Genomic DNA, 18,892 nt, shown 5'->3' on the forward strand with positions numbered 1-18,892 from the left:
GCGCCCCCGCCGCCCGCTCCCGCCCGGCGCCCCCGCCGCCCGCTCCCGCCCGGCAGCTCCGTCGGCAGCGCCCGCCGGACGGAGCGGGAGACGGAGCGGGGGACAGGGCGGGAAGCGGACACTCCGCTTGCACCCGTTCGGGGTGCGGGGGAGGATCTTCTGTGCTTGTAGTCTCATCTGTCACAGCAGTGGCCTGTGGTCGCTGCTGCCCCAGAACCGGAGTGAAGGAGTCACAGGCATGCGGCGACCGAGCTGGGTACCGGAAGGCACGGACCTGGACAAACCGAACGCCGCACGGGTCTACGACTACTACCTCGGGGGATCGCACAACTTCGAGGTGGACCGGGAGATGGCCCGCAAGGCGCTCGCCCTGTGGCCGGAGCTGCCCCAGATCATGCGCTCCAACCGGGCCTTCCTGCGCCGCGCCGTGACGCTGCTCGCCGAGCGCGGCATCTCCCGCTTCCTGGACATCGGCTCCGGCATCCCGACCTTCGGCGCCGTGCACGAGATCGCCCGCGCGATCCGCCCCGAGGCGCAGGTGGTGTACGTCGACCGCGACCCGGTGGCCGTCGCGCACAGCCGGCTGCTGCTGGCGGACGATCCGGGGTGCGCCGTCGTGCAGGCCGACCTGCGTGACGCGGACCTGCTGGCCCACCCCGAGGTGGCCGGGCTGCTGGCGGCCGGCGAGCCGGTGGGCGTCCTGCTGGTGGCCGTCGCGCACTTCGTCAGCGACGACGAGGACCCGTGGAAGCTGATCGCGACGATCCGCGACGCGCTTGCGCCCGGCAGCGCGCTGGTCCTCTCGCACGCCTCCTCGGAGGGCCGCCCCGACCAGGCGGAGGACCACCAGAACCTGTACCGGATGACGCCGACCCCCCTGACCATGCGCACCCGCGCGCAGGTCACCGCGATGTTCGAGGGCTTCGAGCTCGTGGAGCCGGGCGTGGTCTACCTGCCGCAGTGGCGGCCGGACCAGCCGGAGTCGGTCGGCGAACACCCCGAGCGGATGAGCGGGGTGGCGGGCGTGGGGTTCCGTCCTTGAGCGGACGAAGCGGACGCAGCGGGCCCGGTGGGCTCAGCGGCCGCACCAGACGCAGCGGCCGCATCGGATGCAGCGGACGCATCCGGCCCGGCGGCCGCACCAGACGCAGCGGCCGCACCGGACGCGGCGGGCGACCGGTCGGCGGAGGCGGAACCGCGACCGCCGGGGCGGCGGTCGCATGAGCAGGACCCCGGCCCCCGGCAGCGCGGAGCGGTTCCACGAGGAGTGGGCCCGGCTGCTCTCCGGCGACCACGGTGCCGTCGTCCACCCCGGCCTGCTCGGCCGCCTGGTGGCCCGCACCGCCGCGCTGCTGCACCGCGCCCAGCAGGACGAGCCGTTCGAGCCGCACCTGGCCGCCCAGGCCGGCGCGGAGCTGGTCGACGCGCACTTCACCGACCCGGTCGTGCTCGCCCGCGCGGTGGAGCTGCTGCACGCCCAGCCGGTCGGTGACGACCGCGGCCCCGCCCTGACCGGCGCCTTCGCCGCGGGCTGGGCGGCCGCCCTGCGCGAGCGCACCCTGCGTGAGCAGGAGGCGATCCGGGCCGCCGCCGACCTCGCCCGCAAGGAGGCCGAGCGGGCGTTGCGCGCCTCCGAGGCCCGCTTCCGCGCCCTGTTCGAGAGCGCCGCGATCGGCATCGGCATCGGCGACACGGACGGCAACATCCTGGCCGTGAACAAGGCCCTGCAGGACCTGTTCGGCGCCGGGCCCGAGGACATGATCGGCCGCCGGGTCGGCGACCTCGTCCACCCCGAGGACACCCCCGGCGTGTGGGAGGCGTACGAGGACCTGATCAGCGGCAAGCGGGACTACTTCCAGTTCGACAAGCCGTACTACCGGCAGGACAGCGAGGTCATCTGGACCCACCTCACCGTCTCGCTGATCCGCGACGACGACGGCCGGCCGCAGTACCAGGTCGCGATGCTGGAGGACGTCACCGACCGCTACCGCCTCCAGGAGCGGCTGCGCCACCAGGCCACCCACGACCCGCTCACCGGACTGCCCAACCGGGCGGCCTTCTTCGAGCGGCTGGAGAAGCTGTTCGAGGAGCCGGAGCCGGGCGCCCGCTTCGGCCTGTGCTACGTCGACCTCGACGGCTTCAAGATCGTCAACGACAGCCTCGGCCACGACACCGGCGACCAGCTGCTCTCCGCCGTCGCCGCCCGCCTGAAGGCCGCGCTCTCCCCCCTCGGCCACCTGGTCGCCCGGCTCGGCGGCGACGAGTTCGTCGTCCTGCTGGAGAAGTGCCGGGGCGAGCAGGAGGCGATCGCCGCGGCGAAGACCGTCCTCAAGGCGCTGGCCGGGCCCGTGCTGATCGGCGATCACAAGCTCGCCGTGGGCGCGAGCGTCGGCGTGCTGGAGCGGCGCGTGTCCACGACCACCCCGGGCGCCGCCGTCCGGGCCGCCGACCTGACGCTCTACCGGGCCAAGGAGGCCGGCCGGGGGCGCTGGACGCTGTTCGACCCGAAGGAGAACGCCCGCGCGGTCAGCCGGTACGCGGTGTCCGTGCGGATGCCGGCCGCCCTCGACCGCGGCGAGTTCTTCATCGACTACCAGCCGCTCTACGCGCTCGGCGACGGCCGGCTCGCCGCCGTGGAGGCGCTGGTGCGCTGGCGCCACCCGCAGCTGGGCGTGCTCGGCCCGGACGAGTTCGTCACCACCGCCGAGGAGACCGGGCTGATCATGCCGCTCGGCCGCTGGGTGCTGGAGCAGGCCTGCGGCCAGGCCGCCGAGTGGATCAAGCGGTTCGGCGACGCCGCGCCCCAGCTCAACGTCAACCTGGCGGTGCGTCAGGCGCGCAGCGCGGCGCTGGTCACCGACCTCGGCCGGATCCTGGACGGCACCGGCCTGGACCCGGCCCGGCTCCAGCTGGAGATCACCGAGTCCACCGTGGTCGGGCCCGAGGACGAGGCGCTGCGCACCCTGCACGGCCTGGTGGACCTCGGGGTGTCGCTGGCGGTGGACGACTTCGGCACCGGCTGGTCCAACCTCGCCTACCTGCGCGACCTGCCGGTCTCCGGACTGAAGATCGCCGGGTCCTTCGTGGGGGACCTGCACGATCCCGGCAAGGACGAGTCGACCGGGTGGCGCATCGTCAGCGGGCTGGTGTCGATGGCGCACGCGCTGGGGCTGAACGTCACCGCCGAGGGCGTGGAGACCCGCAGGGACGCCGAGCGGCTGCGCACCATCGGCTGCGACTGGGCGCAGGGCTGGCACTTCGGGCGCCCGGTGCGGCCGGCCGAGATCGCCCGCCGGATCGCGGAGGAGCCGCAGGGCCGTCCGATCGGGGAGCGCTGACGTCCGGAGTGCTGAGGTCCAGGGAGCTGACGTCCGGAGTGCTGAGGTCCAGGGAGCTGACGTCCGGAGCGCTGAGGTCCGGGGAGCTGACGGCAGAGGCGGGTGACGATCGGGAGCGGTGACTCGGCGTCACCACGGGTCATGGGAAGTTACGTCAAAAATCGGACAAAAGCCCTTGACGTCACCGTGCGTGCGGACGGACGATGAGTCATTGGCTCAGTCGGCGTCTTGCGGGACGCGGCAGGCCGGTTCTTCCGACGGCGCCCTCGGCGCCGTGCGAGAGCCCGGAGCGGTGCGCACCCCACCTTCGGCCGCCCCAGGCGCTCTCGACAGTTCAGGCGGTCCCCGCGGGGCCACCTCCCCAGGCTGCGCGTGCGCGTATCCGTCCGCGCCCCGGGCCTGTTCGCCACATCTCCAAGGGCAGTGCCGCGCCGCTCCCCGGTGTCGCCGGCCGCCCCCGCCTCCGTTCGTTCGAGAGGCCCTCCATGAGCACCACCCTGCCCCCCACCGCCGTCCCGTACCCGTACGCAGGACGGCCCTCCGGCGCTCCGCCGGACCGGCACCCGCACCGGCGCGCCAGCGACCGGGTCCTCGACCACCGTCCGATGCGCCGGGCCGGCGACCGCGTCGCCACCACCCACACGGTCAGCCTCGTCATCCCCGCCCAGAACGAGGCCCGCAACATCGCCTGGGTCTTCGAGCAGATCCCGCGCTGCGTCGACGAGGTCATCCTGGTCGACGGCGCCTCCAGCGACGCCACCGTGCCGATGGCCAGGCAGTGCCTGCCGGCCGTCCGCAGCGTCCAGCAGAGCGCGCCGGGCAAGGGCAACGCGCTGCGCACCGGGTTCGCCGCCGCCACCGGCGAGTACATCGTCATGATGGACGCCGACGGCTCCATGTGGCCCGGCGAGATCCCGCACTACCTGCACTTCCTCGACCACGGCTACGACTTCGTCAAGGGCTCGCGTTGCATCGCCGGCGGCGGCTCGCTGGACTTCACCCGGGTCCGCTCGCTCGGCAACCGCTTCCTCCTCGCCGTCGTCAACCGCCTCTACGAGGCGAGCCTCACCGACCTGTGCTACGGCTACTGCGCCTTCCGCCGCTCCTTCCTGGACGCCCTCGACCTGTGCTCCACCGGCTTCGAGATCGAGGCCGAGATGATCGCGCACGCGCTGCGTTCCGGGCTGCGGATCGCCGAGGTGCCGAGCCTGGAACTCCCCCGCCGCAGCGGTCACTCGCACCTGCATGCCGTCTCCGACGGCCGCCGGGTCCTGAGGACCCTGATCGCCGAGCGTCCCGGCGCCCGGTCCCAGGTGGCCGCCCCCCTGGGGGAGCGCTGATGGAGGGCACCGACCGGCGCACCGAGGCCGCCTGCCCGCGCCCTGCCGCCCGCGACTCGCTCCACACCCCCGTCCGCGTCGTCGAGCCGGAACCGGACGAGCCGGGGGCGTCGCGCGCACCCGGCGGTCGCGGCGCCGCCGACCCGGCCGGCCGCGTGTCGGCGTTGGTGCGGCTGCACGGACACCGGCCCGGCCTGGCCACGGCCACCGGTACGGCGGGCGGCCCCGCCGCGCCGCACCGGGCGCTGGTCGACGCCTCCCTCCGGGAACCACGCGTTCCCGCTCCGTCCACCGCGACACCCGCGGCGCGTCCCGGTCGGGCCGGACGCGCCCGGGTGCCTGCGGGCCCGCGGACGGACGACCCGGTCGACACGGACGGCGCCGACACGGACGACGTCGACACGAACGACGTCGACACCAACGACAAGGACCACACCGGCCGCAGGCCGATCCGAGGCGCCGGGGGTCCGGCGGCGCCACTGCGGGCGGACGCCCGGAGCGCGGCCCGGTCGGGGTCGCCGCGCCCCGGGTGCCCGCCCGCCCACCGGGCAGGTCCGCGCTGACGCGGACCTTTCCCGAACCTGCCCAGCCCCGGCGGCACCGCGAGGAGGAACGATGCGCGGCACCAGGTGGCCCGGCGCCACGACGACAGGCGCCACCACGGCAGATGCCACGACCTGTGGCACCACGGCACGCGAAGGCGACCGCTCCGGGACCGCCCCCGGGGCGAGGACCGGCGTGGTGCTGTGCCGGCCCGGCCACGTGCTCGACCTCGAACTCGGCCTCGAACCCGACGCTGAACCCGACGCTGAACCCGACGCCGAACCCGACCGTATACCGGGCCTCGAAGCCGACACCGGACCCGACTCCGGCCCCGCGGCGGACTCCGGCTCGGCCCGCCTCCGGACGCCCGACGGCAAGGACGCCACCGGGGCCTCCGGCCGGGCCCTGGCCCTGGTCAGGCTGCACGGCCACCCGCTCGGCCTGGTCGGCGCGACCGCCGACGCCCCCGGCGCACTGCTCCCGGCCCTCACCGAGGCCGCCCGCCGGGAACTCGCCGTCCCGATCGGCCGCCACCTCGCGGCCGACCGGACGCGGCCCGCGAACGGCCACGGCCCCCGCGCCCCCCGAACGTCCGCCCGCGTCCTCCATCCATGCCTCGCGGCCCGGGCGGACACCCTCCTCGACGCACCGCTGATCAGCGTGGTCGTGTGCACGCACGACCGCGCCGGGATGCTGCGGGACTGCCTGGACTCCGTCCTGCGCGTGGACTACCCGCGGTTCGAGGTCGTCGTGGTGGACAACGCGCCGCACAGCGAGGCCGCCGCCCGCCTGGTCCGCGAGCGCTACCAGGGCCGGGTCCGCTACCTGCGCGAGCCGATCGCCGGCCTGGCCCGGGCGCGCAACCGCGGACTGGCCGTCGCCGCGGGGCAGTTGATCGCCTACGTCGACGACGACATCGTCGTCGACCGGGCCTGGCTGGCCGCGATCGCCGAGGCCTTCGCCGGCTCCCGGCGGACCGGCTGCGTGACCGGGCTGATCCTGCCCGTCGAACTGGTCACCGACGCCCAGGCCGCCGTCGTCCGCCACGCGGACTTCGACAAGGGTTTCGCCCGCCGGCGGTGGTCCCTCGCCGACCCGCCGCCGGACCCCCTCTTCCCGTTCACCGCGGGGCGCTTCGGCTCCGGCGGCAACATGGCCATCCGGGCCGACCTGCTGCGCGCCCTCGGCGGCTTCGACCTGGCCACCGGCCCCGGCACCCCGGCCAGGGGCGGCGAGGACCTGCTCGCCTTCTTCCGGGTGCTGGCCGCCGGGCGCGAACTCGTCTACCAGCCCGACGCCGTGGTCTGGCACCGCCACCGCCGCACGGAGGAGGCGCTCGCCGTCCAGGCCTTCGGGTACGGCAGCGGCCTCGGCGCCTACCTGACCGCCGCCGCCCTCCACGAGCCGCGGCTCCTGCCCGCCCTGCTGCGCCGCCTGCCGCGCGGCGTCGCCCTCGCCCTCGGCCGGGCCCGCGCCCGGCCGGCCGCGGACGAGGCCTGGTCGTGGCGGCTCTCCCGGCTGGAGCTCCAGGGCCTGCTGTACGGGCCGCTCGGCTACCTGGCCGCCGTGCACCGGGCCTACCGCGACAACCGGAGGGGCTGACGGGCACCATGGCCGACACCTCCCGCCGGACCGCCGCGAGCACGGACGCGCAAGCGCAAGCGCAAGCGCAAGCGCAAGCGCAAGCGGCCGCGGCCGCGGCCGCGGCCGCCGCGCCGAGCCTGTCCGTGGTGGTATGCGCCTACACCACCGAGCGCTGGGACGACCTCTGCGCCTGCCTCGCCTCGGTCGCCCGCCAGCACCGGCCCGCCGACGAGGTCGTCCTGGTCGTGGACCACTGCCCCGAGCTCGCCGCCCGCGCCGCCGAGGGCTTCCCGTCGGTCCGGGTCGTCACCAACGGCGAGCGCCGGGGCCTGTCCGGCGCGCGCAACAGCGGGGTGCGCGCGGCGCACGGCGAGATCGTGGCGTTCCTGGACGACGACGCCGCCGCCGAACCCGACTGGGCCGACCGCCTGCTGGCCGGCTACCGCGATCCGCGGGTGCTCGGCGTCGGCGGCCTGGTGCGGCCCTGGTGGGAGGCCGGGCGGCCGGCCTGGTTCCCGCCGGAGTTCGACTGGGTGGTCGGCTGCTCCTACCGCGGCCTGCCCGAACGCCCCTCCCCGGTACGGAACTTCATCGGCGCCAACATGTCCTTCCGGCGCTCCGAGGTGCTCGCGGCCGGCGGCTTCCGGACCGGCCTCGGCCGCGTCGGCAAGCGCCCGCTGGGCTGCGAGGAGACCGAGCTGTGCCTGCGCCTGGCCGCCCGCCGCCCGCACGGCCTGCTGCTGTACGAGCCGTCGGCGGCCGTGCGCCACCACGTGCCGGACACCAGGACGACCTGGCGCTACTTCCGGTCGCGCTGCTACTGCGAGGGCCTGTCCAAGGCCGCCGTGGCCGGCCGGACGGGCGCGGGTCCGGCCCTGTCCAGCGAACGCCGCTACCTGCGCTCCACCCTGCCCCGGGCCGCCCTCCGGGAGGTGCGGGCGGGCGGCGGCCGCGGGCTGCGCACGCTCGGCGCCCTGCTCGGGGGCGTCTCGGCCGCGTCGCTCGGGTACGCGGTCGGCTCGCTGCGCCGGCGCGTGCGCCCGCACGGCGACCGGCCCGTCCGCGGCGCCGCGCCGGGCGGGAGCCCGCCGTGAGCGCCGTCCCCGTGTTCCTGTACCACTCGGTCGCCGACGACCCGCCGTCCTGGATCGCGCCGTTCACCGTCTCCCCGCGGGCCTTCGCCGAGCAGCTCGACCGGATCGCCGACAGCGGTCTGACCGTCGTCCCGCTGCACCGGCTGGTCGCGGCCCTGCACGGCGGTCCCCGGCTGCCCCCGCACGCGGCCGTGCTGACCTTCGACGACGGTTTCGAGGACTTCTTCTGGACGGTGGCCCCGCAGCTCGCCGACCGCGGCCTGCCGGCCACCCTGTTCGTCACCACCGGGGCCGTCCACCCGCCCGGCGGCGCGCCGGAGGGCAGCCTGCTGCCGCCGGCGCCGATGCTGACGTGGCGTCAGATCGCCAACCTGGACGTCCTGGGCGGGGTCGAGATCGGCGGGCACAGCCGCACCCACGCCCAGCTGGACACCCTGTCGTGGGGTGCGCTGGACGCCGAGATCGGGTACTGCAAGCGGCAGTTGGAGGAGGTGCTCGGCCACGGGGTGGACTCCTTCGCCTACCCGCACGGCTACTCCAGCGCCGTGGTGCGCCGCCGGCTGCGCGAGTACGGGTGGTCCTCCGGGTGCGCGGTGCGCGACGCGTTCAGCTCGGCCGCGGACGATCCGCTGCGCATCGCCCGGCTGACCGTCCGGGCCGACACGGCGCCCGAGGTGTTCCACCGGTGGACCCTCGGGCAGGGCGCGCGGGTGGCGCCGTACCCCGAGTCCGTCCGCACCAGGGCCTGGCGCGGCTACCGCCGGCTGCGAGCGGGGCTCGGGCGCCCGGCCGGCGGTCCGGCCGGGGCCTGAGGGGAGCCGGCCGAGAGGGCCGGCGGGCTCAGTGCTGCCAGACCCGCACCCACTCCACCTGCATCTGCGCTGAGTCGACCGAGGCCGGCGGTTGGTCGGGGACGCCGACGGCGAGGCTGAGCAGCACCTCCATCGCCACGTCCGGGATGTCCGCCTTGTCGGTCATCCAGTACCTGGCCTGGCCGTCGACCAGCCAGGTGAGGGAGTCGGCCTCCCAGTCGAGCGCGAAGACGTGGTACCCGGCCGGGAAGTCCAGCGGCCCGTAGTGGCCGGCCGAGGACAGGTCGGCGCCCTTCGGGCCCGCCCAGTGCACGGACATCTGGACGTTCCGTGACGTTCCCAGGAACTCCGCCACGTCGATCTCGGGCGGGGTGACGCGGGTGACCGGCGACAGCCAGAACGCGGGGTAGACGCCCTGCTCGGCGGGGATGCGGACGGCGGCGGCGACGTAGCCCCGGGTGAAGGTGAAGCGCGGGGTGCCGTTCCAGCTGTCGCGTCCGGTGGAGACCATGCCCGAGGTCCACGGGTACGTCCGGCCGTCGGACCCGGGGGTCGTGGCGCGCTCGGCCCGCAGGGTGAGTGCGCCGCCGCCGACGGACACCTGGCCGGGCTGGTACCACTCGGACTCGCGGTTGCCCGCGTTGGTGCACCCGTTGTTGTTCCAGTCGTAGCAGGTCACCCAGCGCGACGAGTCGAGCGTGGACCCGCCGAACTCCTCCTTGAAGACGAGGTGCCAGGACCCGGGGGCGTCCGGCCGGGGGGCCTGGCCGGCGGAGCAGCCGGCGGTGGCGGCCAGCAGGACGAGCAGTCCGGCGCCGGCCGCCCGGCCGGCCCGCAGGGCGCGGCGGTGCCACGGATCGTGGTGGCGGGACGTGGTACGGAGCCTCATGCCGGTGGCCTCCCTTCGGACGGCCGGTCCGCGGTGGGCGCCGCCGCCCGCCTGCGGTGCCGGACGGCGGCCGGCACCAGGACCGTCAGCGAGGTGATCAGGGCGACCGCGCCGACGGCCCGCGCGGTGCTGATGGACCGCGTGAAGAAGAAGACCTCGGCGACGACCGTGTCGATCGCGACGCTGAACGCGACGGTGAGGACGACGGCTTCGAGCGGCTCCCGGCGGCGCCCGGCGCGCACCGGGTGGGTCAGGCGCAGCGCCGCCGCGCCGGGGCAGAGCAGCAGGAAGGAGGCCGCGACGACGGCGCGCAGCGGCAGCAGGGCCGCGGGCAGGGTCGTGGCGGCGAGGGCCACCCAGCCGGACACCGCGAGGACGGCCTCGGCGGGCGGCAGGCCCGCCGGGAGGCGGGTGAGGGCGCGGACCGGGAGGCGGGTCACGGCCGGCCTCCGTGCTGTTGCGGCCGGGGCTGCTGCGGCTGCTGCGGATGGGGCTGGATTTCGGGCGCGTTGTGGTCGACCAGCTCGTACACGACGGCGTCGGAGTTGCGGAACACCGGGGAGAACAGGTGCGAGCCGTCCACCGCCGCCTCCAGCCGGGGCACGGTGTCCGCGGGCAGCACGCCCGTGATGTAGCACTCGGCGGTCTGGGCGCGGTTGAGGACGAGGTACACCGGGCCGGGCGGGGCGGCCAGCGACACGGCCTGCTCCAGGCCCGCGAGCGGGTCCTTCACCAGGAGCCTGCGGTTCTCGAGCTGGTTCCAGGCGATCACCACCCGGTCGTGCTGGTCGTAGTCCTTGTCGATGTCCGGGACGTTGTTGGTGACCGTCACGACGAGCGAGCCGGCCGGCGCCGTCCGGTACAGGAACTCGGTCGCCGCGACCTCGCGGGAGGTGAAGGACTCCATCATCTCCTTGCCGTAGTAGCCGAACACCAGGCCGCCGAGGAAGGCCAGCAGGAGCGCGAACGAGGCGGCGGCCCGCAGCCGCACCCGCCACCGCGCGGGCGCCCCGGCGCGCAGTACCAGCGCGGCGACCAGCATCGCGGCGGCGGGCAGGGCGAACAGGTAGGAGCGGAAGATCATCTCGCCGCCGTAGCTGTTGAGCGCCGGCATCGGCATCGGGGCGATCAGTAGGTACGGCAGGGCCGTCCGGCGGGTCCAGGGCCGGCGCAGCAGCGCGACCGCGGCCAGCAGCACCACGGCGGCCGACAGCCCGCGGTCCACCCAGGCCAGGAGCACCTGGCCGGGGGCGGGGGAGCCGAGCCCGGTCAGCCACGTGGGGGCGTTGGCGTCCGGCGAGGCGATCGCCGCGACGAAGCTGCGCAGGTTCGCCGCGATGTACGGGCGGGCCGCGGTGGCCAGCCAGAGCGCCTGCAGGACGACGGCGCACGCGAGGACGGGCAGCACGACGCGGCGGTTGCGGCGGGGGAGCGACAGCGCGGCCAGGAAGACGATCAGCATCAGCGGGGTGAGCTGGTGCGAGGTGACCAGGACCGCCACCAGCAGCAGCACCATCAGGAACCGGGCGGGCCGCCAGCCTTCGCGCACCGCCGCGGCGCCCGCCGCCCCGGCGGGCGGCGGGTCGGCCGGCGCGCCGGGCGGCCGGACCGGTGTCAGCTGCTTGAGGACCATCGCGAGCACGGTGACGAAGAGCAGGAACCCGAAGGTCTGCGGCGCGAAGTAGTCCTGCCCGATCCACATGCACGAGAAGAAGATCCACACGGCCCCCCAGACCAGCCGCCAGTCCCGGGTGATCGTGCGGTAGAGCAGGATCAGCGGGCCGATCAGCAGCACGTCGGCCACCGGCGTGGCCCAGTGGGCGTAGCCCATCGCCGACGGCAGTCCGGTGGCGCGCAGGAGCAGGCCGTTGACGACGAAGAAGCCCGGCCACTGGTTGTAGATGTCCAGCCAGCCCGGCCGCGGCACCGGGCCGCCGTGCCGCAGGAAGGCGTCGACCACCTCGACGTGCTTCCACGCCCACGAGTACCGGACACCGGGGTAGAGCAGGCTCGGGGTGGCGTGCACGATCGCGATGAGCCCGACCACGTACGCCGCCGACCACGCGTGGCTGAGCCGGGGGCGGCGCAGCTGGACGGCGAAGCCCAGGGTCAGCAGGCCGAGCGCGACCCAGAACAGCACCGGCAGCACCTCGATCAGCCCGAGGTCGTCCATCCGTTCCAGGTGCACGTGGCGCAGCGACACCAGCCAGAGCGCCATGGCCACCGGGAGGGCGCCGCGCGTGACGAGCGTGCGCACGGACGGCCGTCGCGGCCCGGCCCCGGCCCCCGCCGACGGCGGGCGGTCGGTGCGGACGCCGCGGGGTGCGGGCGCCGCGGGCCTGGTCATCCCGGCCACCGGGCCGGTGCGGCCGTCGCGCCGGTTTCCTCCAGGGCCGCGCCGGTTTCCTCCAGGGCCGCGCCGGCTTCCTTCAGCACGGGGACGACGTTGGCGCCGACCCACCAGTGGCTGCGCCCGTACCGGGTCGACTTCTCCAGGTTCGAGGCCACGTGGCAGAGCCAGGCCAGGAGCGGGAGTCCGACGCCGCCGGGGGGATCGTCGAACCCGGCGGCGCGCAGCAGCCGGAGGTCGGCGGGCGGGAGGGAGCCCGTGCGGACGGCGTCGGTGACCAGGGCGCCCCAGGGGCGCCCTGACAGCTGGGCGCGCAGCGCGATGACGAAGGTGCACGCGTCGACCTCGGCCGGGCCGTTCGGCCGGGCGCCGCCCCAGTCGAGCACTCCGGTGACCCGGGTGCCGTCCTCGCCGAGCAGGACGTTGCCGGGGGCGAAGTCCCCGTGGAACCACGCGACGGCGGTCGGCCGGCCGTCCAGTTCCCGGTGCAGCAGCTCGACGAGGGCGTCCAGGTGTTCGGCCCCGGGGCCCGTGCGGCACCAGCCGATCCGTGCGGACAGCAGGGCGCGGCGCGGCTCCACCCAGTCGTCGAGCCGGTCAGTGAGGGGCTCGGTGCGCCCGGTCGCCCGGTGCAGCTCGGCCAGGGCGCCCAGCGCGGCGGCCGCCACCCGGGGGGCGTGCTCGGGGTAACAGGCGAGGTGTCCGTCGGCGGTGACGCCCGGCAGCCAGTCCTGGGTGACCAGTGGCAGCGGCCCGTCGAGGCGGCGGGACACCGGGCGGGGCAGGAGCCGGCGCCACTCGCCCAGCCGGGGGTCGGCGTCGAGCCGGCGCAGCACCTCCCACTCGCCGGCCAGGGTGGCGACGGCCGGGGCGCTCCGGGGGTGCTTGACGGCCAGCGGCGGCGTGGCGGCGCCGTCCAGGCGGAACACGAGCACGTCCGAGCGGCCCTGGGAGCTGTGGTGGGCGGTGGCGCCGCGGGCGGGCCCGATCCGGCGGGCGAGCCGCCGGGCGGTCAGGCCGTCGACGGGCCGGTAGAGCAGGGCCGGGCGGCGGATCGGCAGCAGACCGGCCACCGCGAGCCAGGCGGCGGCGGCCGGGCCGGCGGGCGTGGGGGTCTCGGCCGGGGCCGTCTCACGGGTGCGGGTGGGCAGCCACCAGGAGCGGCGCCAGAGCAGGGCCCCGGCCACCGCGCACTGCGCCACCAGCCAGGCCAGCCCGGCGCCCGCGACCCCCATGGGCGCCAGCAGCAGCACCGTCAGCCCGAGGGCCAGGACGGCCTGCGCGGCCAGGACGGCCAGGACGACCCGCAGCCGCCGTCGCACCCGGCAGGCCGCGACGGCGACGGCGACCACCAGGTTGGGCAGGGCCGAGAGCGCGAGCAGCCGCAGCGTCGTCGTTCCGGCGCGGGCGTAGTCGGGGCCGAACACGGACAGCACCCAGGGCGCGGCCACCGTCGCCGCCAGCGCCGCGGCCGCGAGCACGGCCCCGCTGTGGCGGAGCACCCGCCGGCAGTGGCGCAGCAGCTGTTCGGCGGCGTCGGGGGAGTCCGCCGGGCTGGTCGCCTCGACGATCAGGGAGGCGCTCATGTTGATCGCGAACTGGTAGAGCGCGTAGGCCACCAGCCAGGCGATCGAGAAGTAGGCGCCCGCGGCGGCCCCGAGCCGGCCCAGCACGATGAGCGGCGGCAGCGTGGTGGCGGCCAGCCAGCACAAGGAGCCGGTCCAGTCGGCGGCCAGGTAGGCGGGGGAGGGGGCCTGCCGCGGTGCCCCGGCGGGCGGGCCCGTGCCCTCGGCGGCCCGGCGGACGTGCCGGGGGATGGCGCGGCAGGCGATGAAGGTGTTGGTGAACAGCACGGAGAAGGCCAGCCCCGCGCCCCAGGAGCCGAGGATCGCGGCCCGCGCGCCGGCGGCGGCGAACAGCACGAGCAACAGCAGCTTCACCGTGGCGAACAGGGTGTTCTCCAGGACCACCCAGTCCGCGCGGCGCAGTCCGGTCAGCACCCCGTCCTGGACGACGAACAGCGCGTACGCCGCGGTGGCGGCGGCGAACCCGGCCGCGACGGGCGGGGAGCGCAGGAAGCCCAGCCCGGGGGAGAGCCGCGGGACCAGCAGGACGAACCCGGCGCCGAGCAGCAGTCCGCAGCCCGCCGCCGCGAGGTAGGCCCGGCCCACCAGCCGTCCGGTCCGGCGCCCGGCCGGCGGGACGAAGCGGATCATGGTGTTGACCAGGTTGAGCTGCCCGACCCCGCCGAGGAACATCATCGCGGAGACGGCGGCGAAGCCGGCGCCGACCGCGGCGGGCGTGAACAGGCGGGCGGCCAGCGCCCAGTAGCCGGCGCCGACCCCGGCGGTCACCAGCGAACTGGCCGTGAGCAGGTGTCCGTTGCGCAGCAGCGGGTCGGACCGGCGCGCGGCCGTCCGTCCGCGGGCCGTGGCCGTCCGTCCGCTGGCTGCGTTCGTTCGTCCGTCGGTCGCGTCGGTCGCGTCGGTCGCGTCGGTCGCGTCGGTCGCGTCGGTCGCGTCGGTCGCGTCGGTCGCGTCGGTCGCGTCGGTCGCGTCGGTCGCGTCCGTCCGTCCGCCGGTCGTGGACGGGCGTCGGGTGGCGGCCGTGGGGGCGCCGGGCCGGGCTGCGGGGGTCTTCATCCGGGGCGCTCCCCGTCGGCCGGCCCGGTGCCGCCCGGAGGAGCGGCGGCGCTCGGGGGCGCGGCGGCGCGGACGCGCGCGGTGGCCCGGGCGAGTGCGGCGAGCCGGGGTGCCGCGCCGGCCCGTCCGGCCTCGGGCACGGCCAACAGGGCCAGCAGCGCGCGGACTTCGGGCGGGTGTCCGGGCGGCCGGCAGTCCGGGCAGCCGCCCGGCCGGTGGCCGATCAGCCGGCCGACGATTCCGGCGAGCCCGGCCTGGTACGGGTGCCGGGCCGTCGGGACGCCCGCGGCGGCCACGGCGGGAGCCGCGTTCGCCGGGGCGGCGGCGCGCCGGGCCCAGGTGAGCAGCGGGAGGTCGGCGGCGGTGTCCCCGACGGCCAGCGCGGGGACGGCGGTCCCGTCGCCGAGCGCCGCCAGCAGGGTGCGCACGCCGCCGGCCTTGTCGACGCCGCGCGGGACGAAGTCCGACTGGGCGTCGCCGGTCACGACGGTGAACCGGGTCCCGTACGGTGGCCGGCCCAGCAGCCCGGCGACCGTCCGGGCGGGCAGCGCGGTGCGCCGCGGGCCGTCCCCGGCGCTCGCGCGGAGGGACCACCGGGCGTACGGGTCGACGAAGACGCCCGGCAGCGCCGCGAGTCGGCGCCGCAGGCCGGTGGTGTCCGTCCCGCTGACGGGGTGGATGGCGCCCGTCCCCGCGTCGAAGGCCACCGCGCCGTACTCGGCGACGCCGCCGGCCAGCCGGTAGGCCGCGCAGCGGTCCCGCACCTCGGGCAGGGAACGGCCGGTGGCGAGCAGCACCCGGTAGCCGTGCGCGCGCAGGGCCCGCAGGGCGAGCATGCCCTGCGGCGAGGACGCGGGGAACCCGAGGACGTCCGACTCCAGTACCCCGTCGACGTCCAGGACGCACCAGGGGCCTTGGGGATCGGTGTCCAGATCGGCCAGGTACGCGCCGGCGAGGAAGCGCTGGACGGCCGCCGCCTGCGCCCGCCGCTCGTGGGCGCGGACGAGGGGCGCGCGGGCCGGGTCCGCCGTCCGGGCCGGCCGCGCCGCGTCCCAGTTCTGGACCAGCCGGAGCAGGCACCAGCGCGCCGGGTCGATCCGGCGGCCGGTCAACTGCTCGTAGGCGGCGAGGAGTTCCGTCTCGGCGGCGTGGGAGTGCGCGGGGCCGCCGGGCGCTTCGGTGACCGCGCCCGCGAGGTCGAAGGCCGCGTCGTAGGTCGCCAGGTCGAGGTTGCTGAACGCGCCGTCGGCGAAGCCGGTCTTCGTCCGCCCACCCGTGCCGTCGGGGGGCCAGTGCCCGTCCCCGGTGCGGCCGTCGACGACGCAGGGCCGGGGTGCGGCCAGCAGGGACCGGGCCAGCGGGTACAGCAGGGCGGGGCGCAGGACGGGGTCGAGGCGGCCGCCGACGGGGGCCAGGATGCGGGCCGCGACCTCCCAGACCGGCTGGCGTCCGGCGAGCCCGAGGCTCCGGTCGGCGGGCACCGCGAGGAGCCGTTGGCGGGCCGCGACGTACCGGGCGACCTCGGCCGGGCGGGGGCGGCCGGTGCGGTCGGCGGCGGTGCCCGGCGCCGGACCCGAGCCCGGCCCCGGCCCGGGTTCGCCGGGCAGGCGGGCGCGCAGCAGGACGCCGTCCGCGAAGCCGTGGACCTCGGGCACCAGGCCGTCGAGCGCCCGGGCGACGGTCACGGCCTGCCGGCCGAGGTAGCCGACCCCCGCCCACTGGGCGACGAGGGGCAGGGCGCGCTCGCGGCCGTCGGCGTCCGGGACGTGGGCGGTCAGGGGGACGGAGAGGTGTGACCAGCGGGAGAGCGGGCCCGCCGTGCCGACCTCGGGCGCGCGGGCGGCCGTCCATCCCGCGCCCGGCGGCAGGTCGGGCAGCACGTTGCGCAGCACGTTGGGCAGCAGGCCGGCGAGCGCGGCCGCGCCCAGTCGGCGGCGGACCTCCCAATCCCCGCCGGGCAGCACGACGCACGGGTACCGCCGCAGGACGTCGGGCACCGGTCCGGCGTCCTCGAAGGTCGCGAACAGGGGGACGACGGCATCGGCGGGGAAGCCCGCGCGTTCTGCGGCTGCGGCGACGGCGGCGAGCGATCCGCCGGTGGCCGGCGGATCGTCGAGGAGGAGGACGGCGCCCGCGCCCTCGCGGACGGCGCGGACGACCGCCGCCCGGCCGGGCAGCAGCGCCAGTCCGGGCCGGGTGGTGCCGACCGTCACCGACCGGTGGCCGAGCCGGCGCAGCGCCGCGCCGGCCAGGGGCGCCAGGTAGCTGCCCGACGTGCGCACCCCCAGGACCAGGAGCGGCCGGTGCCGGGTGCCGTGCGGCCCGGTGAAGCGGCGGGCCAGCTCGACGGCGTCCGCCGGGTGCTGGTCGAAGCTGCGGAAGCAGGACGGCGGGCGCAGGTACTCCGCGCCGAGCAGCGCCCCGGCGCCGGGCAGCGCGGCGAGCCGGGCGGCGGCCTCGTGGACGGCCCGGACGAGGTCCGCGTCCGGGGTGTCGCCGTGGCCGTCCCCGTGGCCGTCGCGGTCGCCGAGGGAGCCGGGCTCCGGGGGCTCGCCGTGGACGTGGCTGTCGCCGAGGAGGCCGTCGACCACCGATCCGGCGAGCCGGTCGCGCAGCGTGGACATCCCGTCGCCCCAGCGCCGCAGGCCGCGGCCGGGGGCGACCGACCGGAACGCCCCGGCGGACAGTGCGACGCCGAGGCGCGCGACCCGGAGTGCCGAGCGCGCGGCGGGCCCGCGCGCCTCCGGGGCGAGGTGGTCCACCAGGCGCCGCGCGCCCCAGGAGGCGCCCTGGAGCCGGTCCTCGACGATCTGGCAGATCCCCGCGCTCAGCAGGAAGGCGTCGAGCAGGCGGGACGTGTCCGGGTGGGGGGTGGTGCGGCGGGACTCTTCGACGGCGGTGACCAGCCGGGCCGTCAGCTCGGTGACGTCCAGGTACAGATCGGCGGTGCGGGACGGCTCGTCGGAGCCGGAGCGCGGTGAGGACGGGCGGCTGGAACGTTCCGCCGTGGAGAGTGCCGCCGGGGCCTGCGCGTCACTCATCGTCGGGCTCCCGGAGTGGCTGGGATCCTCGTCTCCGGCGCGCGTCACCGGCGTGCGTCACCGAAGTGTCAGCGGTACTGTCTCCCATCCTTAGCCCGCCGGTCACCTTCAGTCAATACAGCGACGGTCAGTGGACCTTTTCTCCCTATATATGGGCAATAAATGCGCACCGCTCGTGACGTGGAGTAGTCGAGACGCCGGGGAGTTGACACAGTGTCGGAGCCGCGCGACCGCCTGTCCCCGTCGGCCGTCCGGCCCGAATTGCCGCCGCCTTCCCGGACGCCCAGGCTGGACACTGTGATCCCCACGGACGTCCGGGGTGCCGGTCGGCGCCGCCGGGTGCGCGCGGTCGCCGGCGCGGCCGCGCTCTGCGCGGTGCTGCTGGCCGGGTGCGCGGGCTCGGGCGGCGGCCCGTCCGCGAACGGCTTCCCGGGGCCGACGGGCGGCACCGGCTCCCCGGGCTCCCCGGTCCGCGTGCCCCGGCCCGACCACGTCGTGGTGGTCGTCGAGGAGAACAAGTCCTATTCCGACGTGATCGGCAACACCTCCGACGCGCCGTTCATCAACGCCCTGGCCGCGCAGGGCGCGTCCTTCAGCCGGTCCTACGCCGTCGCCCACCCCAGCCAGCCCAACTACCTGGCGCTGTTCTCCGGTTCCGTCCAGGGCGTCACCGACGACTCGTGCCCCAAGTCCTTCGGCACGCCCGACCTCGGCTCCGCCCTGCTCGCCGCGGGCCTGACCTTCACCGGCTACTCCGAGGACCTCCCCGCCGCCGGCTACACCGGCTGCGCCGCCGGCGGGTACGCCCGCAAGCACAACCCGTGGGTGGACTTCGGGGCCCTGCCGCCCGGCGTCAACCAGCCCTTCTCCGCCTTCCCCGGCGACTACGCCGGCCTCCCGGCGCTCTCCTTCGTCGTGCCGAACCTGACCCACGACATGCACGACGGCACCGTCCGGCAGGGCGACGACTGGCTGAAGGCCAACCTGGCCGGCTACGTGGACTGGGCCCGCGGCCACAACAGCCTGCTGGTGGTCACCTGGGACGAGGACGACAACGACCAGGGCAACCAGGTCCCCACCGTCGTCGTCGGCCGGCAGGTCCAGCCCGGGACCTACGGCGAGCGGATCGACCACTACCGGCTGCTTCGCACCCTGGAGGACGCCTACGGCCTGCCGCCGACCGGCGCGGCGGCGGACACCGCGCCCATCGGGGACATCTGGCGGACCCAGCCCTGACCTGACCTGACCGGGCCGGGCCC

General features: G+C 76.4%; 13 protein-coding genes. 8 read left to right on the forward strand and 5 right to left on the reverse strand.

Going from position 1 to position 18,892, the window contains the following annotated elements:
- Positions 1–238 precede the first annotated feature (238 nt).
- The 7 genes from ACFV4G_RS34105 (at position 239) to ACFV4G_RS34135 (ending at position 8,711) form a co-directional block, all read left to right on the forward strand.
- The gene (locus ACFV4G_RS34105; protein ID WP_380446059.1) at positions 239–1,042 is read left to right on the forward strand and encodes an SAM-dependent methyltransferase; all 804 of its coding nucleotides are present in this window, start codon (positions 239–241) and stop codon (positions 1,040–1,042) included.
- A gap of 178 nt (positions 1,043–1,220) precedes the next feature.
- On the forward strand, positions 1,221–3,338 hold the full coding sequence (locus ACFV4G_RS34110; RefSeq protein WP_380446060.1) for a putative bifunctional diguanylate cyclase/phosphodiesterase: 2,118 nt from the start codon (positions 1,221–1,223) through the stop codon (positions 3,336–3,338).
- A 485-nt stretch (positions 3,339–3,823) separates the two neighbouring features.
- On the forward strand, positions 3,824–4,678 hold the full coding sequence (locus ACFV4G_RS34115) for a glycosyltransferase family 2 protein (RefSeq protein ID WP_380446061.1): 855 nt from the start codon (positions 3,824–3,826) through the stop codon (positions 4,676–4,678).
- The gene (locus tag ACFV4G_RS34120) at positions 4,678–5,241 is read left to right on the forward strand and encodes a hypothetical protein (protein ID WP_380446062.1); all 564 of its coding nucleotides are present in this window, start codon (positions 4,678–4,680) and stop codon (positions 5,239–5,241) included. Before ACFV4G_RS34115 ends, ACFV4G_RS34120 begins: the two co-directional genes overlap by 1 nt.
- A 52-nt stretch (positions 5,242–5,293) precedes the next feature.
- On the forward strand, positions 5,294–6,823 hold the full coding sequence (locus tag ACFV4G_RS34125; RefSeq protein WP_380446063.1) for a glycosyltransferase family 2 protein: 1,530 nt from the start codon (positions 5,294–5,296) through the stop codon (positions 6,821–6,823).
- An 8-nt stretch (positions 6,824–6,831) separates the two neighbouring features.
- Positions 6,832–7,899 carry a glycosyltransferase family 2 protein gene (locus tag ACFV4G_RS34130; protein WP_380446064.1) on the forward strand — a complete coding sequence of 356 codons (1,068 nt, stop codon included), beginning with the start codon at positions 6,832–6,834 and terminating at the stop codon, positions 7,897–7,899.
- A complete protein-coding gene (locus tag ACFV4G_RS34135; RefSeq protein WP_380446065.1) occupies positions 7,896–8,711 on the forward strand; it encodes a polysaccharide deacetylase family protein in 816 nt (271 codons plus the stop codon). The genes ACFV4G_RS34130 and ACFV4G_RS34135 overlap by 4 nt, the downstream gene beginning before the upstream one ends.
- 28 nt (positions 8,712–8,739) lie before the next feature.
- Here the strand turns inward: ACFV4G_RS34135 and ACFV4G_RS34140 are convergent, their stop codons facing one another.
- Genes ACFV4G_RS34140 through ACFV4G_RS34160 form a run of 5 tightly spaced genes read right to left on the reverse strand, consistent with a single transcriptional unit; the run spans position 8,740 to position 17,633 of the window.
- Complete coding sequence (locus ACFV4G_RS34140; RefSeq protein ID WP_380446066.1) at positions 8,740–9,600, reverse strand: family 16 glycosylhydrolase; 861 nt, start codon at positions 9,598–9,600, stop codon at positions 8,740–8,742.
- Positions 9,597–10,040: a hypothetical protein gene (locus ACFV4G_RS34145; protein WP_380446067.1), complete on the reverse strand. Its 444-nt coding sequence runs from the start codon at positions 10,038–10,040 to the stop codon at positions 9,597–9,599. The genes ACFV4G_RS34140 and ACFV4G_RS34145 overlap by 4 nt, the downstream gene beginning before the upstream one ends.
- Positions 10,037–11,947 (reverse strand): glycosyltransferase, encoded by a 1,911-nt coding sequence (locus ACFV4G_RS34150; protein WP_380446068.1) that lies wholly within the window; start codon positions 11,945–11,947, stop codon positions 10,037–10,039. The genes ACFV4G_RS34145 and ACFV4G_RS34150 overlap by 4 nt, the downstream gene beginning before the upstream one ends.
- Positions 11,944–14,592, reverse strand: a complete 2,649-nt coding sequence (locus tag ACFV4G_RS34155) for a phosphotransferase (RefSeq protein ID WP_380446069.1) — start codon at positions 14,590–14,592, stop codon at positions 11,944–11,946. Before ACFV4G_RS34155 ends, ACFV4G_RS34150 begins: the two co-directional genes overlap by 4 nt.
- Entirely contained in the window at positions 14,589–17,633 is a 3,045-nt protein-coding gene (locus ACFV4G_RS34160; protein ID WP_380446070.1) for an HAD family hydrolase, read from the reverse strand. The genes ACFV4G_RS34155 and ACFV4G_RS34160 overlap by 4 nt, the downstream gene beginning before the upstream one ends.
- A gap of 297 nt (positions 17,634–17,930) precedes the next feature.
- Here ACFV4G_RS34160 and ACFV4G_RS34165 point away from each other — a divergent pair, with 297 nt between their 5' ends.
- Positions 17,931–18,869: an alkaline phosphatase family protein gene (locus ACFV4G_RS34165; protein ID WP_380446071.1), complete on the forward strand. Its 939-nt coding sequence runs from the start codon at positions 17,931–17,933 to the stop codon at positions 18,867–18,869.
- Positions 18,870–18,892 lie beyond the last annotated feature (23 nt).

It is taken from the genome of Kitasatospora sp. NPDC059747 (genome assembly GCF_042732955.1).
Taxonomy (GTDB): domain Bacteria; phylum Actinomycetota; class Actinomycetes; order Streptomycetales; family Streptomycetaceae; genus Kitasatospora.

Bases quoted from the DNA above. Each gene is read 5' to 3' on its own strand.
- ACFV4G_RS34150 (WP_380446068.1), bottom strand. From the start codon at position 11,947: ATGACCAGGCCCGCGGCGCCCGCACCCCGCGGCGTCCGCACCGACCGC.
- ACFV4G_RS34130 (WP_380446064.1), top strand. From the start codon at position 6,832: ATGGCCGACACCTCCCGCCGGACCGCCGCGAGCACGGACGCGCAAGCG.
- ACFV4G_RS34105 (WP_380446059.1), top strand. From the start codon at position 239: ATGCGGCGACCGAGCTGGGTACCGGAAGGCACGGACCTGGACAAACCG.
- ACFV4G_RS34115 (WP_380446061.1), top strand. From the start codon at position 3,824: ATGAGCACCACCCTGCCCCCCACCGCCGTCCCGTACCCGTACGCAGGA.
- ACFV4G_RS34155 (WP_380446069.1), bottom strand. From the start codon at position 14,592: ATGAAGACCCCCGCAGCCCGGCCCGGCGCCCCCACGGCCGCCACCCGA.
- ACFV4G_RS34120 (WP_380446062.1), top strand. From the start codon at position 4,678: ATGGAGGGCACCGACCGGCGCACCGAGGCCGCCTGCCCGCGCCCTGCC.
- ACFV4G_RS34110 (WP_380446060.1), top strand. From the start codon at position 1,221: ATGAGCAGGACCCCGGCCCCCGGCAGCGCGGAGCGGTTCCACGAGGAG.
- ACFV4G_RS34160 (WP_380446070.1), bottom strand. From the start codon at position 17,633: ATGAGTGACGCGCAGGCCCCGGCGGCACTCTCCACGGCGGAACGTTCC.
- ACFV4G_RS34125 (WP_380446063.1), top strand. From the start codon at position 5,294: ATGCGCGGCACCAGGTGGCCCGGCGCCACGACGACAGGCGCCACCACG.
- ACFV4G_RS34140 (WP_380446066.1), bottom strand. From the start codon at position 9,600: ATGAGGCTCCGTACCACGTCCCGCCACCACGATCCGTGGCACCGCCGC.